The organism is Salinispora oceanensis (assembly GCF_000383575.1).
GTDB lineage: Bacteria > Actinomycetota > Actinomycetes > Mycobacteriales > Micromonosporaceae > Micromonospora > Micromonospora oceanensis.
Map to the genome: position 1 here is coordinate 3,961,640 of NZ_KB911579.1, position 16,417 is coordinate 3,978,056.

At 69.7% G+C, this 16,417-nt stretch carries 16 protein-coding genes and 1 pseudogene; 10 read left to right on the forward strand and 7 right to left on the reverse strand.

Going from position 1 to position 16,417, the window contains the following annotated elements; all coding sequences use genetic code 11:
- Positions 1 to 573: 573 nt before the first annotated feature.
- The 4 genes and pseudogenes from SALPAC4_RS26825 to SALPAC4_RS0118350 all read left to right on the forward strand — a co-directional run.
- Positions 574 to 863 (forward strand): annotated as a pseudogene (locus SALPAC4_RS26825) (XRE family transcriptional regulator); the annotation flags it as partial.
- Positions 864 to 1,014: 151 nt separating this feature from the next.
- Complete coding sequence (locus tag SALPAC4_RS25470) at positions 1,015 to 1,617, forward strand: GNAT family N-acetyltransferase (protein ID WP_019871564.1); 603 nt, start codon at positions 1,015 to 1,017, stop codon at positions 1,615 to 1,617.
- A 74-nt stretch (positions 1,618 to 1,691) separates the two neighbouring features.
- Complete coding sequence (locus tag SALPAC4_RS0118345; RefSeq protein WP_019871565.1) at positions 1,692 to 2,417, forward strand: nucleotidyltransferase domain-containing protein; 726 nt, start codon at positions 1,692 to 1,694, stop codon at positions 2,415 to 2,417.
- 83 nt (positions 2,418 to 2,500) lie between these two features.
- Entirely contained in the window at positions 2,501 to 3,067 is a 567-nt protein-coding gene (locus tag SALPAC4_RS0118350; RefSeq protein WP_019871566.1) for a pyridoxamine 5'-phosphate oxidase family protein, read from the forward strand.
- Positions 3,068 to 3,081: 14 nt separating this feature from the next.
- Here the strand turns inward: SALPAC4_RS0118350 and SALPAC4_RS0118355 are convergent, their stop codons facing one another.
- Entirely contained in the window at positions 3,082 to 5,592 is a 2,511-nt protein-coding gene (locus SALPAC4_RS0118355; protein WP_027644346.1) for a DEAD/DEAH box helicase, read from the reverse strand.
- 71 nt (positions 5,593 to 5,663) lie between these two features.
- Entirely contained in the window at positions 5,664 to 6,365 is a 702-nt protein-coding gene (trmB, locus tag SALPAC4_RS0118360) for a tRNA (guanosine(46)-N7)-methyltransferase TrmB (RefSeq protein WP_019871568.1), read from the reverse strand.
- Between the two features lie 120 nt (positions 6,366 to 6,485).
- On the opposite strand from trmB, the gene SALPAC4_RS0118365 reads away from it, so the two are divergent.
- Both SALPAC4_RS0118365 and SALPAC4_RS0118370 read left to right on the forward strand, forming a co-directional pair.
- On the forward strand, positions 6,486 to 7,136 hold the full coding sequence (locus tag SALPAC4_RS0118365) for a hypothetical protein (protein ID WP_019871569.1): 651 nt from the start codon (positions 6,486 to 6,488) through the stop codon (positions 7,134 to 7,136).
- Entirely contained in the window at positions 7,133 to 7,780 is a 648-nt protein-coding gene (locus SALPAC4_RS0118370; protein WP_019871570.1) for a class F sortase, read from the forward strand. The genes SALPAC4_RS0118365 and SALPAC4_RS0118370 overlap by 4 nt, the downstream gene beginning before the upstream one ends.
- A gap of 18 nt (positions 7,781 to 7,798) precedes the next feature.
- On the opposite strand, the gene SALPAC4_RS0118375 is transcribed toward SALPAC4_RS0118370, so the two are convergent.
- The 3 genes from SALPAC4_RS0118375 to SALPAC4_RS0118385 all read right to left on the reverse strand — a co-directional run bounded on the left by SALPAC4_RS0118375 (position 7,799) and on the right by SALPAC4_RS0118385 (position 10,777).
- Entirely contained in the window at positions 7,799 to 8,668 is an 870-nt protein-coding gene (locus tag SALPAC4_RS0118375; RefSeq protein ID WP_020113533.1) for a sulfotransferase domain-containing protein, read from the reverse strand.
- A 209-nt stretch (positions 8,669 to 8,877) separates the two neighbouring features.
- Complete coding sequence (locus SALPAC4_RS0118380; RefSeq protein WP_019871572.1) at positions 8,878 to 9,675, reverse strand: exodeoxyribonuclease III; 798 nt, start codon at positions 9,673 to 9,675, stop codon at positions 8,878 to 8,880.
- Between the two features lie 181 nt (positions 9,676 to 9,856).
- Positions 9,857 to 10,777: a proteasome assembly chaperone family protein gene (locus tag SALPAC4_RS0118385; protein ID WP_019871573.1), complete on the reverse strand. Its 921-nt coding sequence runs from the start codon at positions 10,775 to 10,777 to the stop codon at positions 9,857 to 9,859.
- A gap of 512 nt (positions 10,778 to 11,289) precedes the next feature.
- On the opposite strand from SALPAC4_RS0118385, the gene SALPAC4_RS0118390 reads away from it, so the two are divergent.
- Positions 11,290 to 12,078 carry an EcsC family protein gene (locus SALPAC4_RS0118390; RefSeq protein WP_033664812.1) on the forward strand — a complete coding sequence of 263 codons (789 nt, stop codon included), beginning with the start codon at positions 11,290 to 11,292 and terminating at the stop codon, positions 12,076 to 12,078.
- Here the strand turns inward: SALPAC4_RS0118390 and SALPAC4_RS0118395 are convergent.
- Both SALPAC4_RS0118395 and SALPAC4_RS0118400 read right to left on the reverse strand, forming a co-directional pair.
- Entirely contained in the window at positions 12,047 to 12,895 is an 849-nt protein-coding gene (locus tag SALPAC4_RS0118395) for an SGNH/GDSL hydrolase family protein (RefSeq protein ID WP_019871575.1), read from the reverse strand. The genes SALPAC4_RS0118390 and SALPAC4_RS0118395 overlap by 32 nt on opposite strands.
- A gap of 195 nt (positions 12,896 to 13,090) precedes the next feature.
- On the reverse strand, positions 13,091 to 13,690 hold the full coding sequence (locus SALPAC4_RS0118400) for an antibiotic biosynthesis monooxygenase (protein ID WP_019871576.1): 600 nt from the start codon (positions 13,688 to 13,690) through the stop codon (positions 13,091 to 13,093).
- A gap of 184 nt (positions 13,691 to 13,874) precedes the next feature.
- Between SALPAC4_RS0118400 and SALPAC4_RS0118405 the strand changes: the two genes are divergently transcribed.
- The 3 genes from SALPAC4_RS0118405 (at position 13,875) to SALPAC4_RS0118415 (ending at position 16,417) form a co-directional block, all read left to right on the forward strand.
- Positions 13,875 to 14,138 carry a DUF6343 family protein gene (locus SALPAC4_RS0118405; protein ID WP_018730111.1) on the forward strand — a complete coding sequence of 88 codons (264 nt, stop codon included), beginning with the start codon at positions 13,875 to 13,877 and terminating at the stop codon, positions 14,136 to 14,138.
- A gap of 12 nt (positions 14,139 to 14,150) precedes the next feature.
- Positions 14,151 to 15,563 carry an NADP-dependent succinic semialdehyde dehydrogenase gene (locus tag SALPAC4_RS0118410; protein ID WP_019871577.1) on the forward strand — a complete coding sequence of 471 codons (1,413 nt, stop codon included), beginning with the start codon at positions 14,151 to 14,153 and terminating at the stop codon, positions 15,561 to 15,563.
- 128 nt (positions 15,564 to 15,691) lie between these two features.
- A complete protein-coding gene (locus tag SALPAC4_RS0118415; protein ID WP_019871578.1) occupies positions 15,692 to 16,417 on the forward strand; it encodes a PP2C family protein-serine/threonine phosphatase in 726 nt (241 codons plus the stop codon).

Below are 16,417 nucleotides of genomic sequence, written 5' to 3' on the forward strand. Positions count from 1 at the left end.
ACCCATCACCGGCCCCAACCTGACCACCACCACCGGCGCCGCCGCCCTCTCCATCCTGGCCGGCGTCATCCTCAGCTACGCCGCGCGCCGACGCCCACCACACCGGACCACATAGAAACCAGGTACCACCAGCCCACACCACCGCCCCCGGGGCCGCGAAGAGATTCTTCCGTTCCGGGAAGGACCACGTCATGGCAGGGCGCGGGGTGCCCCTGGGGCGGTTCAGAGCGAATCGGGCAGGTTGAACGAGGCGAAGACCTCGGGGGAGAAGGCGGTGATCTCGCGGCGGCCTCGATGGCGGGCCAATCGAGGACGTCGCGCAGGATCAGCACCGCCCGCTGCCGCGGGGGTAGGTGCTGAACCGCCACGAGGAAGGCGAACTCGATCGTTTCTCGCGCCATGATCTGAGATTCGGGCTGCCGTTCGGCCGGCGCGACGGGTTCGAGCAGGTGGTCGGGGAGGGGCTGCAGCCAGGGGACCTCGTCGGTCGGAGGTGGGGGAGTGGACGGTCCGGCGCCCAGGGTGGCCCGCGTGTGGGGGTGTGAGGCGGCCCGCAGGTCGGTAGCGTTGGGCGCGACGCGGCCTCAGAAGTCCGGCGAGGCCGTGCGGCAGGCTCGCCGTCACGATGCGGCAGCGATCTCGTCAAGGCCGCGTCGGGCACGTCACTTGATCGAAGTCGCGCGCACTACGGCAAGGGCGATAGGGAACCGACGGTCGGGATGCTGCGGCAGGCGTACGAGTCCGCCTTCGAGACGATTCGCTTCAACGGGTACGCCCGTCAGATCACCTTGGACCTGCTTGGCGGCCCGCGTGCCACCCGAGACGATGCCCGCGACCTCGCGGTCCGAGTTGGACTCGTCTCGTGCTCCGGAGGTAGGAACTTTACCCACTTCAGCATGCAACCCACCGTGGCTTGTCGTGCACGGGACGCGGCGGGCGGTGCGCGTTTCCTACCAGCGCGAGTGCGGCAAATCGGGTTGAGTCGGGGTGCCGGATGCTGGCTAGATGGGTCGCATGCGCACCATCGTGAGCGACCGCCTCCGGCTGCGCCCTTGGCAGGACGAGGACGCCGACTTTCTGTTGGATCTTGAGTCACGCTGGGAGGTCGTGCGATTTGTGGGCCCGCAGCCCACGATCATGCACGATCGCGAGCGCGCCCTCGCCTCGATCGCACGCCGACGCGCCATCGATGATCCGGTCCACGGGATCTGGGCTATCACTACGGCGGCGGATGGCCGGCTGGTCGGTAATCTCCTGCTCAAGCCGATTCCGCTGTCGGCGGGGGAGCCGGCCGGTGGGCCGGCCGAGGTCGAGATCGGCTGGCAGCTACATCCGGAATCCTGGGGGCACGGCTACGCCACCGAGGCAGCGGCGGCGGTCCTGTCGGACGCGTTCAACCGAGGGCTGACGAGAGTCATCGCGGTCACGCACCCGGACAATCGGGCCTCCCAGGCTGTCTGTCGGCGGCTCGGCATGACACACCTGGGCCGAACAACGAAGTACTACGACATGCCGAACGAACTCTTCGAGAGTGAGACGCGGGAGCCCCAGCCGGTGAGACCCGATCAGGTTCGTCCCTTGCGGGCAACGTGGTCGAAGGTGGCGCCGCATCGGTAGGCGCGATGGCTCAATGACGCTGCCTGGATCCGGCCCTGGTTGGCGGGTTGCGGGTGCCCCCTACCCTTGCCGGCATGGCGTTAGCACCCGCTGCGGTCCACGATCTGGGCGACGAACTGCGAGGTCTCGGCTGGGTCAGCGACCTGATGGTCGCCGGGTCGTTGGCCACCGGCGACTACATTCCGGGCGTCAGCGATCTTGATCTGGTCGCGCTCGTGGATGGGCGCGTTGACGCCGGCCGGAAGGCGGCGCTCGCTGCCATTCACCGCCGGCTCGACCGCGGAAGTGGCGCGGGAGCCAAGCTCGGGTGCGGGTACGTCGACGGCGCGACCGTTGCGGAGCTCGAGCTACCGCATCCCACCTGGTCCCATGGCCGCTTCGTTCACCGCACTCTTTCCCGGGTCACCCGGGCGGAGCTGGTGCGACACGGATCCGAGGTCTTTGGGCGTTCGCCCCGCGAGGTCTTTCCCGAGGCATCGGACGCCGACGTCCGAGCAGCCGCGCGGGCGGAGCTGACCGGCTACTGGGGCTTGGCTGTCCGGCGTCCCTGGTGGTGGCTGGAACCCACGATTGCTGAGCTCGGTCTTACCGCCATGGCTCGAGGCCGGCACGCCCTCGACCACGGCGAGCTCCTCACCAAGACGCAGGCCATCAAGCAGGCGAACGCTCCAACCTGGCTGATCGGCCACCTCAGCGCCAGACGGTGCGGCGAAGCCGTCTCCCTGCCTCGGCTCCGGACCGCTTGGATTGCCTGGCGCGACGCCCGCCGGACAGTCGCCTACGCGAAGCGCACCCGGTGAGTCCACTCTCGAGCGCGGCGTCGACCTCAGCATCGATACTGTGTTCGCGAGTGATCATCGCATGATGGGGGGGGAATGCAGCGATGCCCTTGACGAACCCGTGGCTCGCGGAACCCGCGCCGACGCGGCGACTGCCGCGGGACCGGCTTGCCGAGCGGATCCTTAACCTGCTCTCGTCGCAGAACATGTGCGTGCTGGCCACGGCCGGGCCCGACGGACCGCTGGCCACCCCGGTGCGCTACTACCCGCTCGACTTCGCGGTGATGTTCACCGCCGCGCCACGATCGCCGAAGCTGCGCAACATTGCCGCGGACCCGCGGGTCTCGGTGGGTGTCTTCGCCCCGCTGGTCGGGCTGGCCAGCAGTCGCGGCGCGCAGCTCTTCGGCGAGGCTCGGGTGCTGCCACCCGAGCACCCCGACCGCGAGCCCTACTGGGCGGCGTTCCGGTGGGAGAACGAGCACGCCGAACGGGGCCGGTCGCTCGCCGAGCCACCACGGGACACCCTGGTGGTGATCGAGGCGAACCGGATCGTCTACACCGAGCACTGGCTTCGACGGGAGGGTTTCGCCGCCCGTCAGTTCTGGCGACGCCGCGAGCACGAGCCCGGGGGCGGCGAACGCACCGGCTTCCGCCCGGACCGCGACGACTAAGCCCGGCCGGGGTGTCAGCCGCCGAGCTGTCCGACCTCGGTGATCCGGAGGACCGCCGCGCCCGCCTCGTCGGAGGCGGCGAGTTCCACCTCGGCGCTGATTCCCCAGTCGTGGTCACCTTCGGGGTCGTCCAGGATCTGGCGTACGCTCCAGGTCGTGCTGCCCTGCTCGATCAGCAGCAGCGCCGGCCCGCGGGCGTTCGGCCCGATGCCGATCTCCGGGTACTCCTCGAAGTACGGTGCCAGGGCATCTTCCCAAGCGGCGGCGTCCCAGCCGGCGGCGCTGTCCAGCTCGCCCAGCTCGTCCCAGCGGTGCAGGGCGGCCAGCTCCACCCGACGGAACAGGGCGTTGCGAACCAGCACCCGGAACGCCCGGGTGTTGCGGGTGATCGCCGTCGGCTGGTCGTCCAGGGCGACGGCGACCTCCTCGACGTCGGAGGGGTTGCGCAGCCGCTCCCACTCGTCGATTAGGCTGGAGTCAACCTGGCGGACCAGCTCGCCCAGCCACTCGATGAGGTCGATCAGCTCCTCGGTCTTGGCGTCCTCGGGGACGGTGTGCCGGAGCGTCTTGTACGCGTCGGCGAGGTACCGCAGGACGAGGCCCTCGGACCGGGTCAACCCGTAGAACTGGACGAATTCGCCGAAGGTCATCGCCCGCTCGTACATGTCCCGGACGACGGACTTGGGGGAGAGCTGATGGTCGGCCACCCAGGGGTGCCCCTGGCGGTACATCTCGTAGGCGTTGTCCAGCAGCTCGGCGAGGGGCTTGGGCCAGGTGACCTCGTCGAGCAGTTCGAGGCGGGCCTCGTACTCGATGCCTTCGGCCTTCATCGCGGCGACGGCCTCACCGCGGGCCTTGAACTGCTGCGCGGAGAGCACCTGGCGCGGGTCGTCGAGGATCGACTCGATCACGCTGAGCACGTCCAGGGCGTAGGCCGGGGACTCGCGGTCGAGGAGCTCGATGGTGGCGAGGGCGAGGGGCGACAGCGGCTGGTTGAGGGCGAAGTCGAGCTGGAGGTCGACGGTGAGTCGGGCCCGGCGGCCGGACTCGTCCGGCTCGGGTAGCTCCTCAACGACGCCACCGGCGCGCAGCGCCCGGTAGATGGCGATGGCGCGGCGGATGTGCCGGCGCTGGGCGGCGCGGTCCTCGTGGTTGTCGGTGAGCAGGTGTCGCATCGCCGCGAACGCGTCGCCGGGGCGGCCGATGACGTTGAGCAGCATAGCGTGGCTGACCTGGAAGCTGGAGGCGAGGGGCTCCGGATCGGCCTCAACCAGCCGTTCGAAGGTGGGCTTGCCCCAGCCGATCGACCCCTCCGGTGGCTTCTTCCGGACGACCTTGCGGCGCTTCTTCGGGTCGTCGCCGGCCTTCGCCAGGGCCTTCTCGTTCTCGATGACGTGCTCGGGTGCCTGCACCACGACCCGGCCGAGGGTGTCGAAGCCGGCTCGTCCGGCGCGGCCGGCGATCTGGTGGAACTCGCGGGCCTTGAGGAGCCGGGTCCGGGTGCCGTCGTACTTCGACAGCCCGGTGAAGAGCACGGTGCGGATCGGTACGTTGATGCCGACCCCGAGGGTGTCCGTGCCGCAGATGACCTTGAGGAGCCCGGCCTGGGCCAGCGTCTCGACCAGGCGGCGGTATTTGGGCAGCATCCCCGCGTGGTGTACGCCGATGCCGTGTCGGACCAGCCGGGACAGGGTCTTGCCGAAGCCGGAGGTGAAGCGGAAGTTCCCGATCGCCGCCGCGATCATGTCCTTCTCGGCCCGGGTGCAGACGTTGACGCTCATCAGTGCCTGGGCCCGTTCCAGGGCCGCCGCCTGGGTGAAGTGTACGACGTACACCGGGGCTTCACGGGTCTCCAGTAGCTCCTCGAGGGTCTCGTGCATCGGCGTCGTGGCGTACGAGAAGAGGAGAGGGACCGGGCGTTCGGCCGTCTGGACGACGGCGGTCGGGCGATCGGTGCGGCGGGTGAGGTCGGCAACGAACCGGGTGGTGTCCCCGAGCGTGGCGGACATCAGGATGAACTGTGCCTGCGGTAGCTCGATCAGCGGCACCTGCCAGGCCCAACCCCGGTCCGGCTCGCTGTAGAAATGGAACTCGTCCATGATCACCTGGCCGACGTCCGCGCGGGTGCCCTCGCGCAGCGCGAGGTTGGCCAGAATCTCCGCGGTACAGCAGATGACCGGCGCATCCGGGTTGACGCTGGCATCGCCGGTGAGCATGCCGACGTTGTCGGCCCCGAACACCTCGCAGAGCGCGAAGAACTTCTCCGACACCAGTGCCTTGATCGGGGCCGTGTAGAAGGTCGTCCGGTCGTCGGCGAGCGCGGCGAAGTGGGCCGCCATCGCGACCAGGCTCTTGCCGGACCCGGTCGGCGTATTCATGATCACGTTCGCGCCGGAGACGATCTCGATGACCGCTTCCTCCTGGTGCGGATAGAGATCGAGGCCGCGGTCGGAGGCCCAACCGGCGAACGCGTCGTACAGGGTGTCGGGGTCGGCGCTGGCCGGCAGCGCGGCGGTAAGTGTCATGGCGGGGTCCATGGTGCCCCGACCATCACCGCCCGCGCCAACCGGGCCGGTCATCGGCGTCCCGCGCGGGCTCAGCGGCGGTGGTAGATCAGGTCGGCCACCGGTCGGCCGGCAGTCCGGGCGCGGCGTTCGAACTTCGTCACCGGACGGTGCTCGGGACGGGGCGCGAAGCCGTCGTGCGGGTTCACCAGCCCCGGATCGGCGTCCAGGGTCCGCCGCATCGCCTCCGCGTACTCGGCCCAGTCGGTCGCGCAGTGCAGCGTGCCCCCGGTCGCCAACCGGGAGCGCAGCAGGGCGACGTGAGCGGGCTGGATGAGGCGCCGTTTGTGGTGGCGGACCTTCGGCCACGGGTCCGGAAAGAAGACGTGTACCGCGTCGAGTGAGCCGGCGGGCAGAGCGCTGACCAGGTCCAACGCGTCGCCCTCGGCGATCCGAACATTGCTCAGGGAGTGCCGCTCCACCAGGTCGAGGAGGTTGGCGATTCCCGGCGTGTGCACCTCAACCGCCAGATAGTCTCGGTCCGGATCGGCGGAGGCCATCGCCACGGTGGCGTCGCCCATCCCAGAACCGATCTCCAACACCAGGGGCGCCCGGCGCGGGAACAGGACAGCCGGCTCCACCGGCGTGCCGGGCACCTCCGGGACGGTCAGGCCGTACCGCGGCCACAGCTGTTGCAGCGCGCTGGTCTGGCGCGGCGACATCCGGCCGCGTCGCGGGTGAAAGGTCCGGATGCTCCGCGCGGGCGCGGTGGGGTGAGAGTCGGTGATGGTCACAGCGATCCGAGCGTACGCGAGGACCGCGCCGAATCGGATGTGATGTGCGACGGGGATGTCGGGATTCCCCGTGTGACAGGCCGGGTGTGCAGGGCAGCCCAGCCGGGTCGGGAGGGGGCTGTGGTGCAGGGGACCCGCGGGGGCCTGGTGGCGACGATCGCGGTCGCGGTCGTCGGCCCGCTGCTCGCGGTCGGGGCCACGAACGCGACGGCTGGGCCAGCATCAGCCCAGGCGGTGTCGGCTGCGCCGACTGCTGCCGGAGCGGCATCAGCCTGGTCCTCCCCCGTTGTGGCGTCGGCCCCCGCGGGGGTGCTCCGCCCGGTTGCCGCCCCGATGCAGCCCGAGGGGTCGAAGCCGTCGACCGTCTTCGTTGAGGTGAGTCCGAGCACGGTGAAGGCGGGCTACCTGGTCTGGATCCGGGCGAGTTGCCGGGACAACTCCATCCCGGCAAACGTCTGGTCCGACGCCTTCGGCCGCGTCCAGGTGAAGCCGGACAATGGGCTGTTGACCGCGACGGCGATGGTGCGGGAACGAACCCTGCCCGGCAGCTACCGGGTCAAACTGGAGTGCCGCGACGGCGAGACCGCGTCAACGATGCTCCAGGTCGTCAAGTCGGTCGCGCCCAGTCGTGGCCCGGCCACCGGGTTCGGCGGGTCCGCCAGCAACTTCTCCGCGGGGCTGCTGCTGCCGGTCGGGGTCGGGCTGACCGTGGCCGGTCTGGTGGTGTGGCTGGTGTCCCTCCGCCGTTTCCGCGGGGCTGCCCGCCGATGACCAGGGCCCGTGCGGCCCGCGCGGCCCGCCGACCGGCGGGCCGGCGCAGCCCGTGGGCCGTACCGCTCGCCGTGCTGCTGGTGTTGGTGGGGGTCTTCGCCACTGGTGCCGGGCTGGGTCGAACCACCGGCCCGCTGGAGTGGGCGAACACGGCAGAAGTGGACCGACCCGCCAGCGGCGCCCGGCCCGAACCGGCCACCAGCCGGCCGGTTCGCCTCGCCGTACCTGCGATCGGGGTCGCCGCGCCGATCGCGCCGGTGGGGCAGGCCCGGGATGGCTCTATCGCTGTCCCTCCCCTGGAGCGGGCCCACGAGACCGGCTGGTACGACCAGGGACCGGTCCCCGGCGATCCGGGACCGGCGGTCATCGTCGGTCACGTCGACACCAGGGCTGGTCCGTCGGTCTTCGTTGACCTGCACCGGCTGCGTCCCGGCGACCCGATCGAGGTGACCCGCGCCGACGGCTCGGTCGTGGGATTCCGGGTCGACTCGGTGGAGCGGTTCCCCAAGGACCAACTTCCCGCCGAACGGGTGTACGGCGATTCCGGGCCGGCCGGGCTGCGCCTGATCACCTGCGGTGGAGCCTGGATGGGGGGCCGCACCGGCTACGCCGACAACGTCATCGCCTTCGCCACGATGACGTGAGACCGGCCGGTGATCCGGTCAGGAAACCGCGTCGCGGGCCGGATAGCCGAGAACCTCAACGAGATTTCCGGTCGCCGCCGTGAAAGCCGCGTAGATCTCGTCATCGAAGTGGTTGCGCCAGTCGCCGGATTTGCCTTTTCGGTAGTGGGAAATCTTCCCAGCGCTCTCCCGATCCTTCCGCATCTTGGCGAAGCTGTACCGGGACAACAAGGGCTCCAAGTCGGCGGAGGGCAGCGTGATCCCGCAGTGCCGCATCAGCTGGTCCACCTCCTCCAGCTGCCGCTCCCCGGTTAGGTCCTCGTAGCGGAACAGACGAAAGGTCTCGGAGCTCGGAGCGACCGCCCACGACCGGAGCTGCTTGAAGAGGTGCCGCTTGGAGTGGCGTTCGATGACGTAGAGCAGCCCTTCCTTCATCGGGATTTCCCGCAGGGTTTTCCGCACCTGGAGGATATCGCCCATGGGGGCATGTGAGTTGCGCAGCGAAAAGTAGCTCGAAATGACGATGTCGCGTGGGTCGCGAATCACGAAGAATGCACGGTAGGAGCCAGGCTTCGAGATCTTCTTGAAACGTGGGTAAGAGTGGAATAGTGCCAGACCCACCCGGCCGGATGGAATGAGGGGTAGGTTGCGCCGCTTGTAGAACCGTGGGTCGTAGGGGAGTAGCCCGGAGTGGCGATAGACGGTGGGGTCGCTGAAGAGGGCCTTGATCCACTGGCTGCCCGTCTTGTGTACGGTGCAGTGGTAGATGTTGTCGAACTCGCACCGGTTGACCACCGGCACGGCGAGCCGCTTCTTTGTGTTGTGGGCCTCGAGCTGCGCTCGGCGTGCCATGCGGCGCATGGAGTTGGGCGTGTGGTGCTTGGCGAAGTCGATCGTGCGATTAATCATTGTTGAGGCCTCGTCTACGCCTTTTGGTTAGGGAAGTTCCGGGGGCGTCGTAGGGGGTGGCGGCGGTTGAATCACCGGTCAAACCGTTCCCGTCTCGGTATGTCAGGGTGCCACTAGGAATATCCCCGACGGTCCAATTAAAGTCAATCCTACCCTCGGCGATTGGCTCGTGACGTGGAGTGCGGCGTGAATTGTCGCCGTGTGGGTGCTCAGAACGCCTCCACCGCGGGGACAAGGTCGGCGTCCACGACGATCGGGGCATGGTCAGAGGGACCCTTCCCCTTGCGGGCCTCCCGGTCCACGTACGCGGCCCGGACCACGCGGGCGAACGGAGCGGAGGCGTACACCAGGTCGATCCGCATGCCCTTGTTCTGATGGAACATTCCGGCACGATAGTCCCAGTAGGTGAACGGGTGCGGGCCCTTCAATGGGGTCGGGACCACGTCGGCGAGGCCCAGATCGCGTAGCGCCGCCAGTGCGGCCCGTTCGGCCGGCGTGACGTGGGTGGAGCCGGTAAAACGGGCCGGATCCCAGACGTCCGCGTCGGTGGGGGCCACGTTGAAGTCGCCGCACACCACCAGCGGTGCGTTGCCGGCCAGCTCGACCTCCAGCGCGTCCCGGAGCGCGCCGAGCCAGGCCAGTTTGTACGCGTAGTGCGGGTCGTCGAGGGTCCGGCCGTTGGGCACGTAGACGGACCAGACCCGTAGCCCGGCGCAGGTGGCGGAGAGGGCACGGGCCTCCGGATCGGGAAAGCCCGGCTCGGCGGGGAAGCCGAGGGCGACATCGGTCAGGCCGACCCGGGAGAGAATGGCGACCCCGTTCCACCGGCCGCCACTGTGGCTGGCGACCGTGTAGCCGAGCGCACCAACCTCGGCGACCGGGAACGCGCCGTCCGGGCACTTGGTCTCCTGGAGGCAGACCACATCCGGATTCGTGTCCGCCAGCCAGTCGAGCAGCCGGGGCAGGCGGGCCTTCACGGAGTTGACGTTCCACGTCGCCAGGCGCATGTGTCCCAGCCTGCCCGATCTGTCGCCGGCTCGCTGCCTGCCCAGGGCGTGTCATCAACGGGCTGTCGGGGAGGGCGCTCGGCGCCGCTCCCCGACCTTCGCCCTCGCCGCGGCCCGCCGGGCCGGGCTCAGTGTTCCGGCGGGGATCCCCGCGGCTGGCCGAGCGGCCCGTCCGACCAGCTCAGCCGCCGGGGTTGTCGTTGGGGCGGGTCTGCTCGGCCAGGAAGCGCTCCAACTCGGCACCGAGTTCGTCGGCGGTCGGTAGGGCCTCGGTTCCGGTGTTTAGTAGGTTCGGCTGGCCGCGCCCACGGGTGAAGGCGTCGTACTGCTCCTCCAGCGCCTGGACCAGCGTTGCGGCGTCCTCGGTCTGGGCGACCTGTCGGTCGATCTCCGTCCGGACCGCCTCGGTCGCGGCCCGCAGGTTGTCGCTGGGAAGGAGGAGCCCGGTACTGCGCGAAACGGAGGCGAGCAGCACCTCGGCCGCAGCGGGGTACTCCGTCTGCGCGACGTAGTGCGGCACGTGCGCGGCGAAGCCCAGCGCGTCGCGGCCCTGCTCGCCGAGGCGGTACTCGAGTAGGTGTCCGATGCTGCCGGGCACCTGCACGCGTTGCAGCCACGGCTCGTAGCCCGCCGTGAGTTCACGTCGGGTGGCGTGGGCGGTGACGCCGGTGCGGCGGGTGTGTGGAACCGCCATCGGAATCGCGTTGAGGCCGACCGTCAGCCGGACATCCAACCGGGCGGAGAGCCCGGCCACGGCGGCGACAAAACGTTCCCATTGCAGGTCCGGCTCGGGGCCGGTGAGCAGCAGGAACGGGGTGTCGGCGTCGTCCCGGAGCAGGTGCAACTCCAGGGTTGGGGCGTCGTAGGACTCCCAGTGGTCCTCGACGAAGGTCATCACTGGCCGGCGCGAGCGGTAGTCGAAGAGCTGGTCCAGGTCGAACCGGGCCACTGGCCGCGCATCGAGCGAGGTGAGCAGTTGCTCGCGAGCCAGCCGGGTGGCGTTGCCGGCGTCAACGAAGCCGGAGAGTGCCTGGATCAGGACGGGCTGCCCGAGGTCGGGCAGATCGTCGGTGAGTTCGTAGAGCTCGTGTGGATCGAGCACCGGTGCGGACCTCCCTGGATCTGGCTACGGGCCGTCGTGCACGGACGGCACCCGGTTGGGGAAACTACTCGCAGCCCTGCGGCATTCCGCCGGCCCCCCGGGTCAGGGTCCGGGGCCGCGCTCCCGGCCGGGTCGCCCGGACCGGCGTTTGCTCGGCCGGGGCGTCCCTGCCGACGGGGGGGCGAGCCCCGTGACCGGCCCCAACCCGCCGTACGCTTACCGACCAGCCAGGCACAGCGGACGAGTGCTTCCGTGCCTCAGCACGGGTGTTGTCCCGGCGCGGTACACCTGGATACAGCAATCCGGAAGGAGGCCGACATGTCCCTCAATCGACCGGATCAGCGCGTTCCTCCGTCACGCCGCGGAGAACGACCGATCTTGCAGGGGGCGGGCGGAAAGGTCCAGCAGCCGGGGGTTCGCCGTGCGACCTGAGCGCCACCGTTGACCGTGTCCGAGTCCAGCCGTGAAGCTGGCAAGCAGGCCGCCCAACCGCAGACCCCGGGGAGCCCACCGTGACCGATGCCGCACCCGCCGATGGTCAGCCCGGCGTTCGCCCGCCGCAGCAACCCGAGGCGGCCCCGGCCGTAGCGGGGCCGCCAGCCGGGCTGTGGGACCGGATGCGCGAGGATCCGCAGTACGCACCGGAGCACCTCGCCCTGGCAGCGGTGCGTCAGCTCGGTCCGGAGGCGGCTCAGTGGGCGCGGCGAGTCGGCGCCGAGCAGCCCGCGACGGTGCCGGTCGAGGCCTTGGCCGAGCAGGCGGTTCGCCGATTCGTCAACCATGCCCGGTTCCCCGAGACGGCCGCTGGGGCGACGGGCCTGCCCGGCCTGGTGATCGACGTGGGTCTCCTCGCCTGGACCCAGGCCCGGATGGTGTTGCACGTCGCAGCCGCCTACGGGCTGGACGCCACGCACCACGACCGCGCAGTTGACCTGCTGGTGTTGCAGAAGGTGCACAAGGCCGAGCAGGCCGCACGGCTCGCGCTCGGGGTAGCTGCCGGTCGAGAGCGCGCTGATGCGCTCTTCGGCTCCAGCGCCGGTCAGGCCCCGCTCGGCCAGGTGACACTCCGCCTCGGTGCCCGGCTGGCCCAGATGGCCGGCGCGCGGGCCACGAAGCGGGTTGTCGCGAAGGTACTCCCGGGGGTCGCCATCATCCTGGGCACTTGGGCAAACTCCTCGGCGACCAAGGAGCTCGCGGCGCGGTCCCGGGCGTTGTACCGCCAGCACAGTGGGGTGGGTTGCCGGTGTGGTGGAGCGGGGGAGCACCGGCTCAGGCGTCGCGTTCCCAGGCTCCCCAGGTGACCTCGGCGAGCCGCTCCTGGCCGGCGAGGTTGGGATGGAACCAGTCAAAGGCGTTGACCAGGTCCAGTGTGAAACGGAGCTGGTGGGCGGCGCCGTCGTCGTAGCGGCAGCGGGAGCCGTACGCCGTGCAGGCCGCGGCGAGCTGGTTGTTGTAGTCGGCGACCCGTTCGCGCACGGCGTCTCGCCGGGAACGATCCGCCGGGTCGGTGGAGGTCGGATTCTTGAGCAGGGCTGGGCAGATTCCCAGACTCCAGGCCCGTACCGCCCGGTCGTTGGTGTGCCCCACCTCCCAGAGTCGGTACAGGTCTGGAATGCTGACCACCAGCAGTCGCGCCTTCGGCAGCTCCGCTTTCAGGACCCGCAGCCCCCGATCCACCTGGCTCCGGAACGTCTCCACCGGCGTCATCGCCGTGACCTCGCCGTGGCAGACGTCGTTCGCGCCGATGAGCACGGTGATCCGGTCCGGTCGGTCCCGCGTTGCCTGCTCCGCCTGGCCGGCGAGCGCGGACGCCCGGGCTCCCGCCTGAGCGTGGTTGAACGCCTGCCCGCGGATCGTCGGATCCTGGTCGAGTAGCCGTCGGTAGTGACTCTCCACCCGGAGGCTGTTCCCGGTTGACCAGGAGTTGCGTTCGCACGGGGCCACTACCAGGCAGGAACCGAGGCCGGTGCTGATCGAGTCGCCGAGGGCGGCGATCCCCCCGGCTTCGGTGCCGGGCGAACCAGGACTGGGGCTGGGCGCGGTCCCACCGCCGTTTTCGCAGGCGAGCACGACGAGTGCGAGCAGGCAGAGGACGGCGGTGACCCAGCGTCGAGGCATGGCTTCCCCAAGCGGCCGAGCGGTGAGTGATTGCCTGGGCACTCTAAGGGTGTGGTCGGGGTGGTGGTGGGGCAGTGTCGGATATCCAGCACCGAACTGCGCTGCGGCTCCCGCCCGCTCGCGAGAACCGCAGCCTGCGGTAGTGGGGCTGACTCACCGCGGCCTACGGTCGTCACCGCTGTCCGCGGTTGCTCCTCATCGTGGGCCGCGGGCGGCAGGTCGGCGGTGCAGCCACCAGCCGAGCGCGTGGGTGATCCGGGGCAACACCACGTATGTCATCAGCGGTGTCAGCGTCAGTGTCATGAGCAGCACGCGAGCTGGCACCGGGACATCTGGCATGAACCGGCCGGTCAGCAGGGTTGCGGTCAGGCTGAGGGGGAAGAACGCCAACCAGATCGTCACCGCCTGCTTCCACCGCGGCGGCGACGGTGGCGGAGCGGTCGGTTCTGCGCTGACCGGCTCGACAACCTGTCCCCGCCGGGAGAACCAGCCCTCGACCCCGGTCCGGCGTTCCACCTGGGTGTGCTCGACGACGCCCTGCGCCGAGGCCAGCCACCAGTGCCGTTGCGGTGACTCCTCCCAGCGACGCAGCGTCTCGTCGTCGGCGAACCGGTAGAGCATGTGCCACTCGCCGGAGCCGGGGGCGCTGCGGATCCATCCGGCCCCGAGGAAGCCGGGAAACGCCTCCGCCAGCGCCGTGCCGGCGCGCATCCACGCCACCATCTCCTGGGTCCGAGCGGGGTCGGTACGTCGGGAGACTGAGACGGTCACTGGCATCGCGGGCGTCATGGTCATGTCTCCATGTTCCTCGCCGACACCGGGATCGGCCGGCGCGCGGTGGGTCGGTGTAATGCGACTAACCCGCGTGGTGAGCCGACTCACCACAGCCAGCCCGAGCAGCCGGAACAACCGGCTGGGAGGTGCTGCTGGCCGGGACGTGTTCCTGGTTAGGTATGCCCGGAGCGGGTAGGCCCGGGTGATGACGAGATCGCAGCCCCGGCGTGCCCGTGGCACCGTCGGTCACGCCTACAGCGCGCTCAATCTTCGCCTCGTGCTCGCCAGCTTCGGCTTGGTCACGATGGTGGTTTTCGGTGTGTTGGCGTTCCGGGCGGGGGTGGTCTGGTTGGGGGTGTTCTGCGCCCTCTTCGCCGTGGTCGCCGTCGTCGACCTGGTGATCATCCAGCGGCGACGGGGCGCGCGCCGCCGGGAGGAGCCGGGCACCCGGCATTCGTTGTTCGAGTGACAGGAGTTCGCGATGCCCATCGCCACTACGAACCCGGCCACCGGCGAGACGCTGAGGACGTTTGCGCCGCTCTCGTCCGAGCAGGTGGAGGCGGCGATCAGCCGGAGTTCCCACGTGTTTCGGCAACTGCGCGACACGACCGTTGAGGAGCGTGGTGACTGGCTCAACAGGGCCGCCGCCCTACTGGAGGCCGAGCGCGACGACGTGGCCCGGCTGGTGACAACCGAGATGGGAAAGACCTACGCCGCTGCCCGGGCCGAGGTGGCCATCTGCGTGAACGCCTGCCGCTTCTACGCGACGAAGGCACCGGCGTTCCTCGCCGACGAGCCTGCCGACGCCGCCGGTGTCGGTGCCGCTCGGGCCTTCGTCCGGTACCAGCCGCTCGGGCCGGTGCTTGCGGTGATGCCCTGGAACTTTCCGCTCTGGCAGGTGCTCCGCTTCGCCGCGCCGGCGCTGATGGCCGGCAACACCGGCCTACTCAAGCACGCCTCGAACGTCCCCCAGAGCGCTCTCTACCTGGAGGACCTCTTCCGTCGGGCCGGCTTTCCGCCGGGGGCGTTCAGCACCCTGCTGGTCGGCTCGGACGCGGTGGAGGCCATTCTCCGTGATCCGCGGGTTCGTGCCGCGACGGTGACCGGCAGTGAGCATGCTGGACGCGTCATCGCCCAGATCGCGGGTAGTGAGTTGAAGAAGACTGTGTTGGAACTCGGCGGCAGCGACCCGTTCGTGGTGATGCCCTCGGCCGACCTGGATCGGGCCGCCGAGGTGGCGACCGCTGCCCGGTGCCGAAACAACGGCCAGTCCTGCATCGCCGCGAAGCGCTTCATCGTGCACACCGACGTGTTCGACGCCTTCGCGGAGCGGTTCGCTGCGCGGATGTCCGCACTGCGGGTGGGTGACCCGATGGCGGAGACCACCGACGTGGGTCCACTCGTCAGCGAAGAAAGCCGTGCCGAGATCGTCGCCCAGGTACGCGACGCCGTCGACCAGGGGGCGACCCTCCGCTGCGGGGGTGAGGTGCCGGCGGGGGAGGGCTGGTACTACCCGCCCACGGTCGTCGCCGATCTCACCCCGCGGATGCGGATGTGGGCTGAGGAGGTCTTCGGGCCAGTCGCCGGGCTGTACCGAGTCTCGTCATACGACGAGGCGATCGAGGTGGCCAACGGCACCGCGTTCGGGCTCGGCGCGAACGCCTGGACCCAGGACCCAACGGAGCAGGAGCGGTTCGTCATCGACCTGGAGGCGGGCAACGTCTTCGTCAACGGTATGACCACGTCCTTTCCGGAGCTGCCGTTCGGTGGGGTGAAGAACTCCGGGTACGGCCGTGAGCTGGCCGCGGTGGGGATGCGCGAGTTCTGTAACACCAAGACTGTGTGGGTTGGTGGCGACGGCGGTACCGACTCGGTGGCAGCGCTCGCCGAGTAGAGCGGATGAGCGGTGGCGCGAGCCGGTTGGATGATCGTTGGGCTCGGTACCGGTGAGATTCGCCGCGCCACGCCGGGTCAGGGTGCCTCCTTGAGACAACGGCCTCTCCGCCTGGCAGGCTGCCTCCCATGACCTTGAAGCTGCGTTCGTTCGGCATGAGCGACCGTGGGCTGATCCGGAGTGGGAACCAGGACGCCCTGTACTCAGGTAGCTGGCTCGTCGCCGTCGCCGACGGTATGGGTGGGATGGCCGCTGGTGATCTTGCCAGTTCGATGGCGATCAGTTCGATCGCGCCAATCGACGTGGCGACCCCGGAGGATGAGCTGGTAGCCGCGTTGCAGCGGGCCATCGCGGGGGGGACCGCACGAATCCGGCAGGCCGTCAGTGCGGAGCCGGAGCGCCAGGGCATGGGTACCACGCTGACTGCCCTGCTCCTGGCGCGAACGGGCAGCTGCCTCGCGTTGGCTCACGTTGGCGACTCCCGGGCGTACCTCTTCCGCGAGGGCGTGCTCAAACAGATCACCCGGGACGACACGTTCGTGCAGCTCCTCATTGACCAGGGGGTCATCAGCCCGGAGGAGGCGAGTAGCCACCCCCGGCGAGCGGTCGTGACCCAGGCGCTGCAGGGCGAGGAGGTCTCCCCGGCCTACGCGACGATGATCCCCTGGGCCGGCGATCGTTGGTTGCTGTGCAGCGATGGGCTGTCGAACGTGGTCCGCCCGGAGACGCTCACCGAGGTGCTCGCCGAATACCCCGACCAGACCGAGTGCACCCGAAAGTTGATCGAACTGGCGCTGCACGCCGGCGGCCCGGACAACGTCACTGCCGTCGTCGCCGACCTGGTGGCGGAGTGA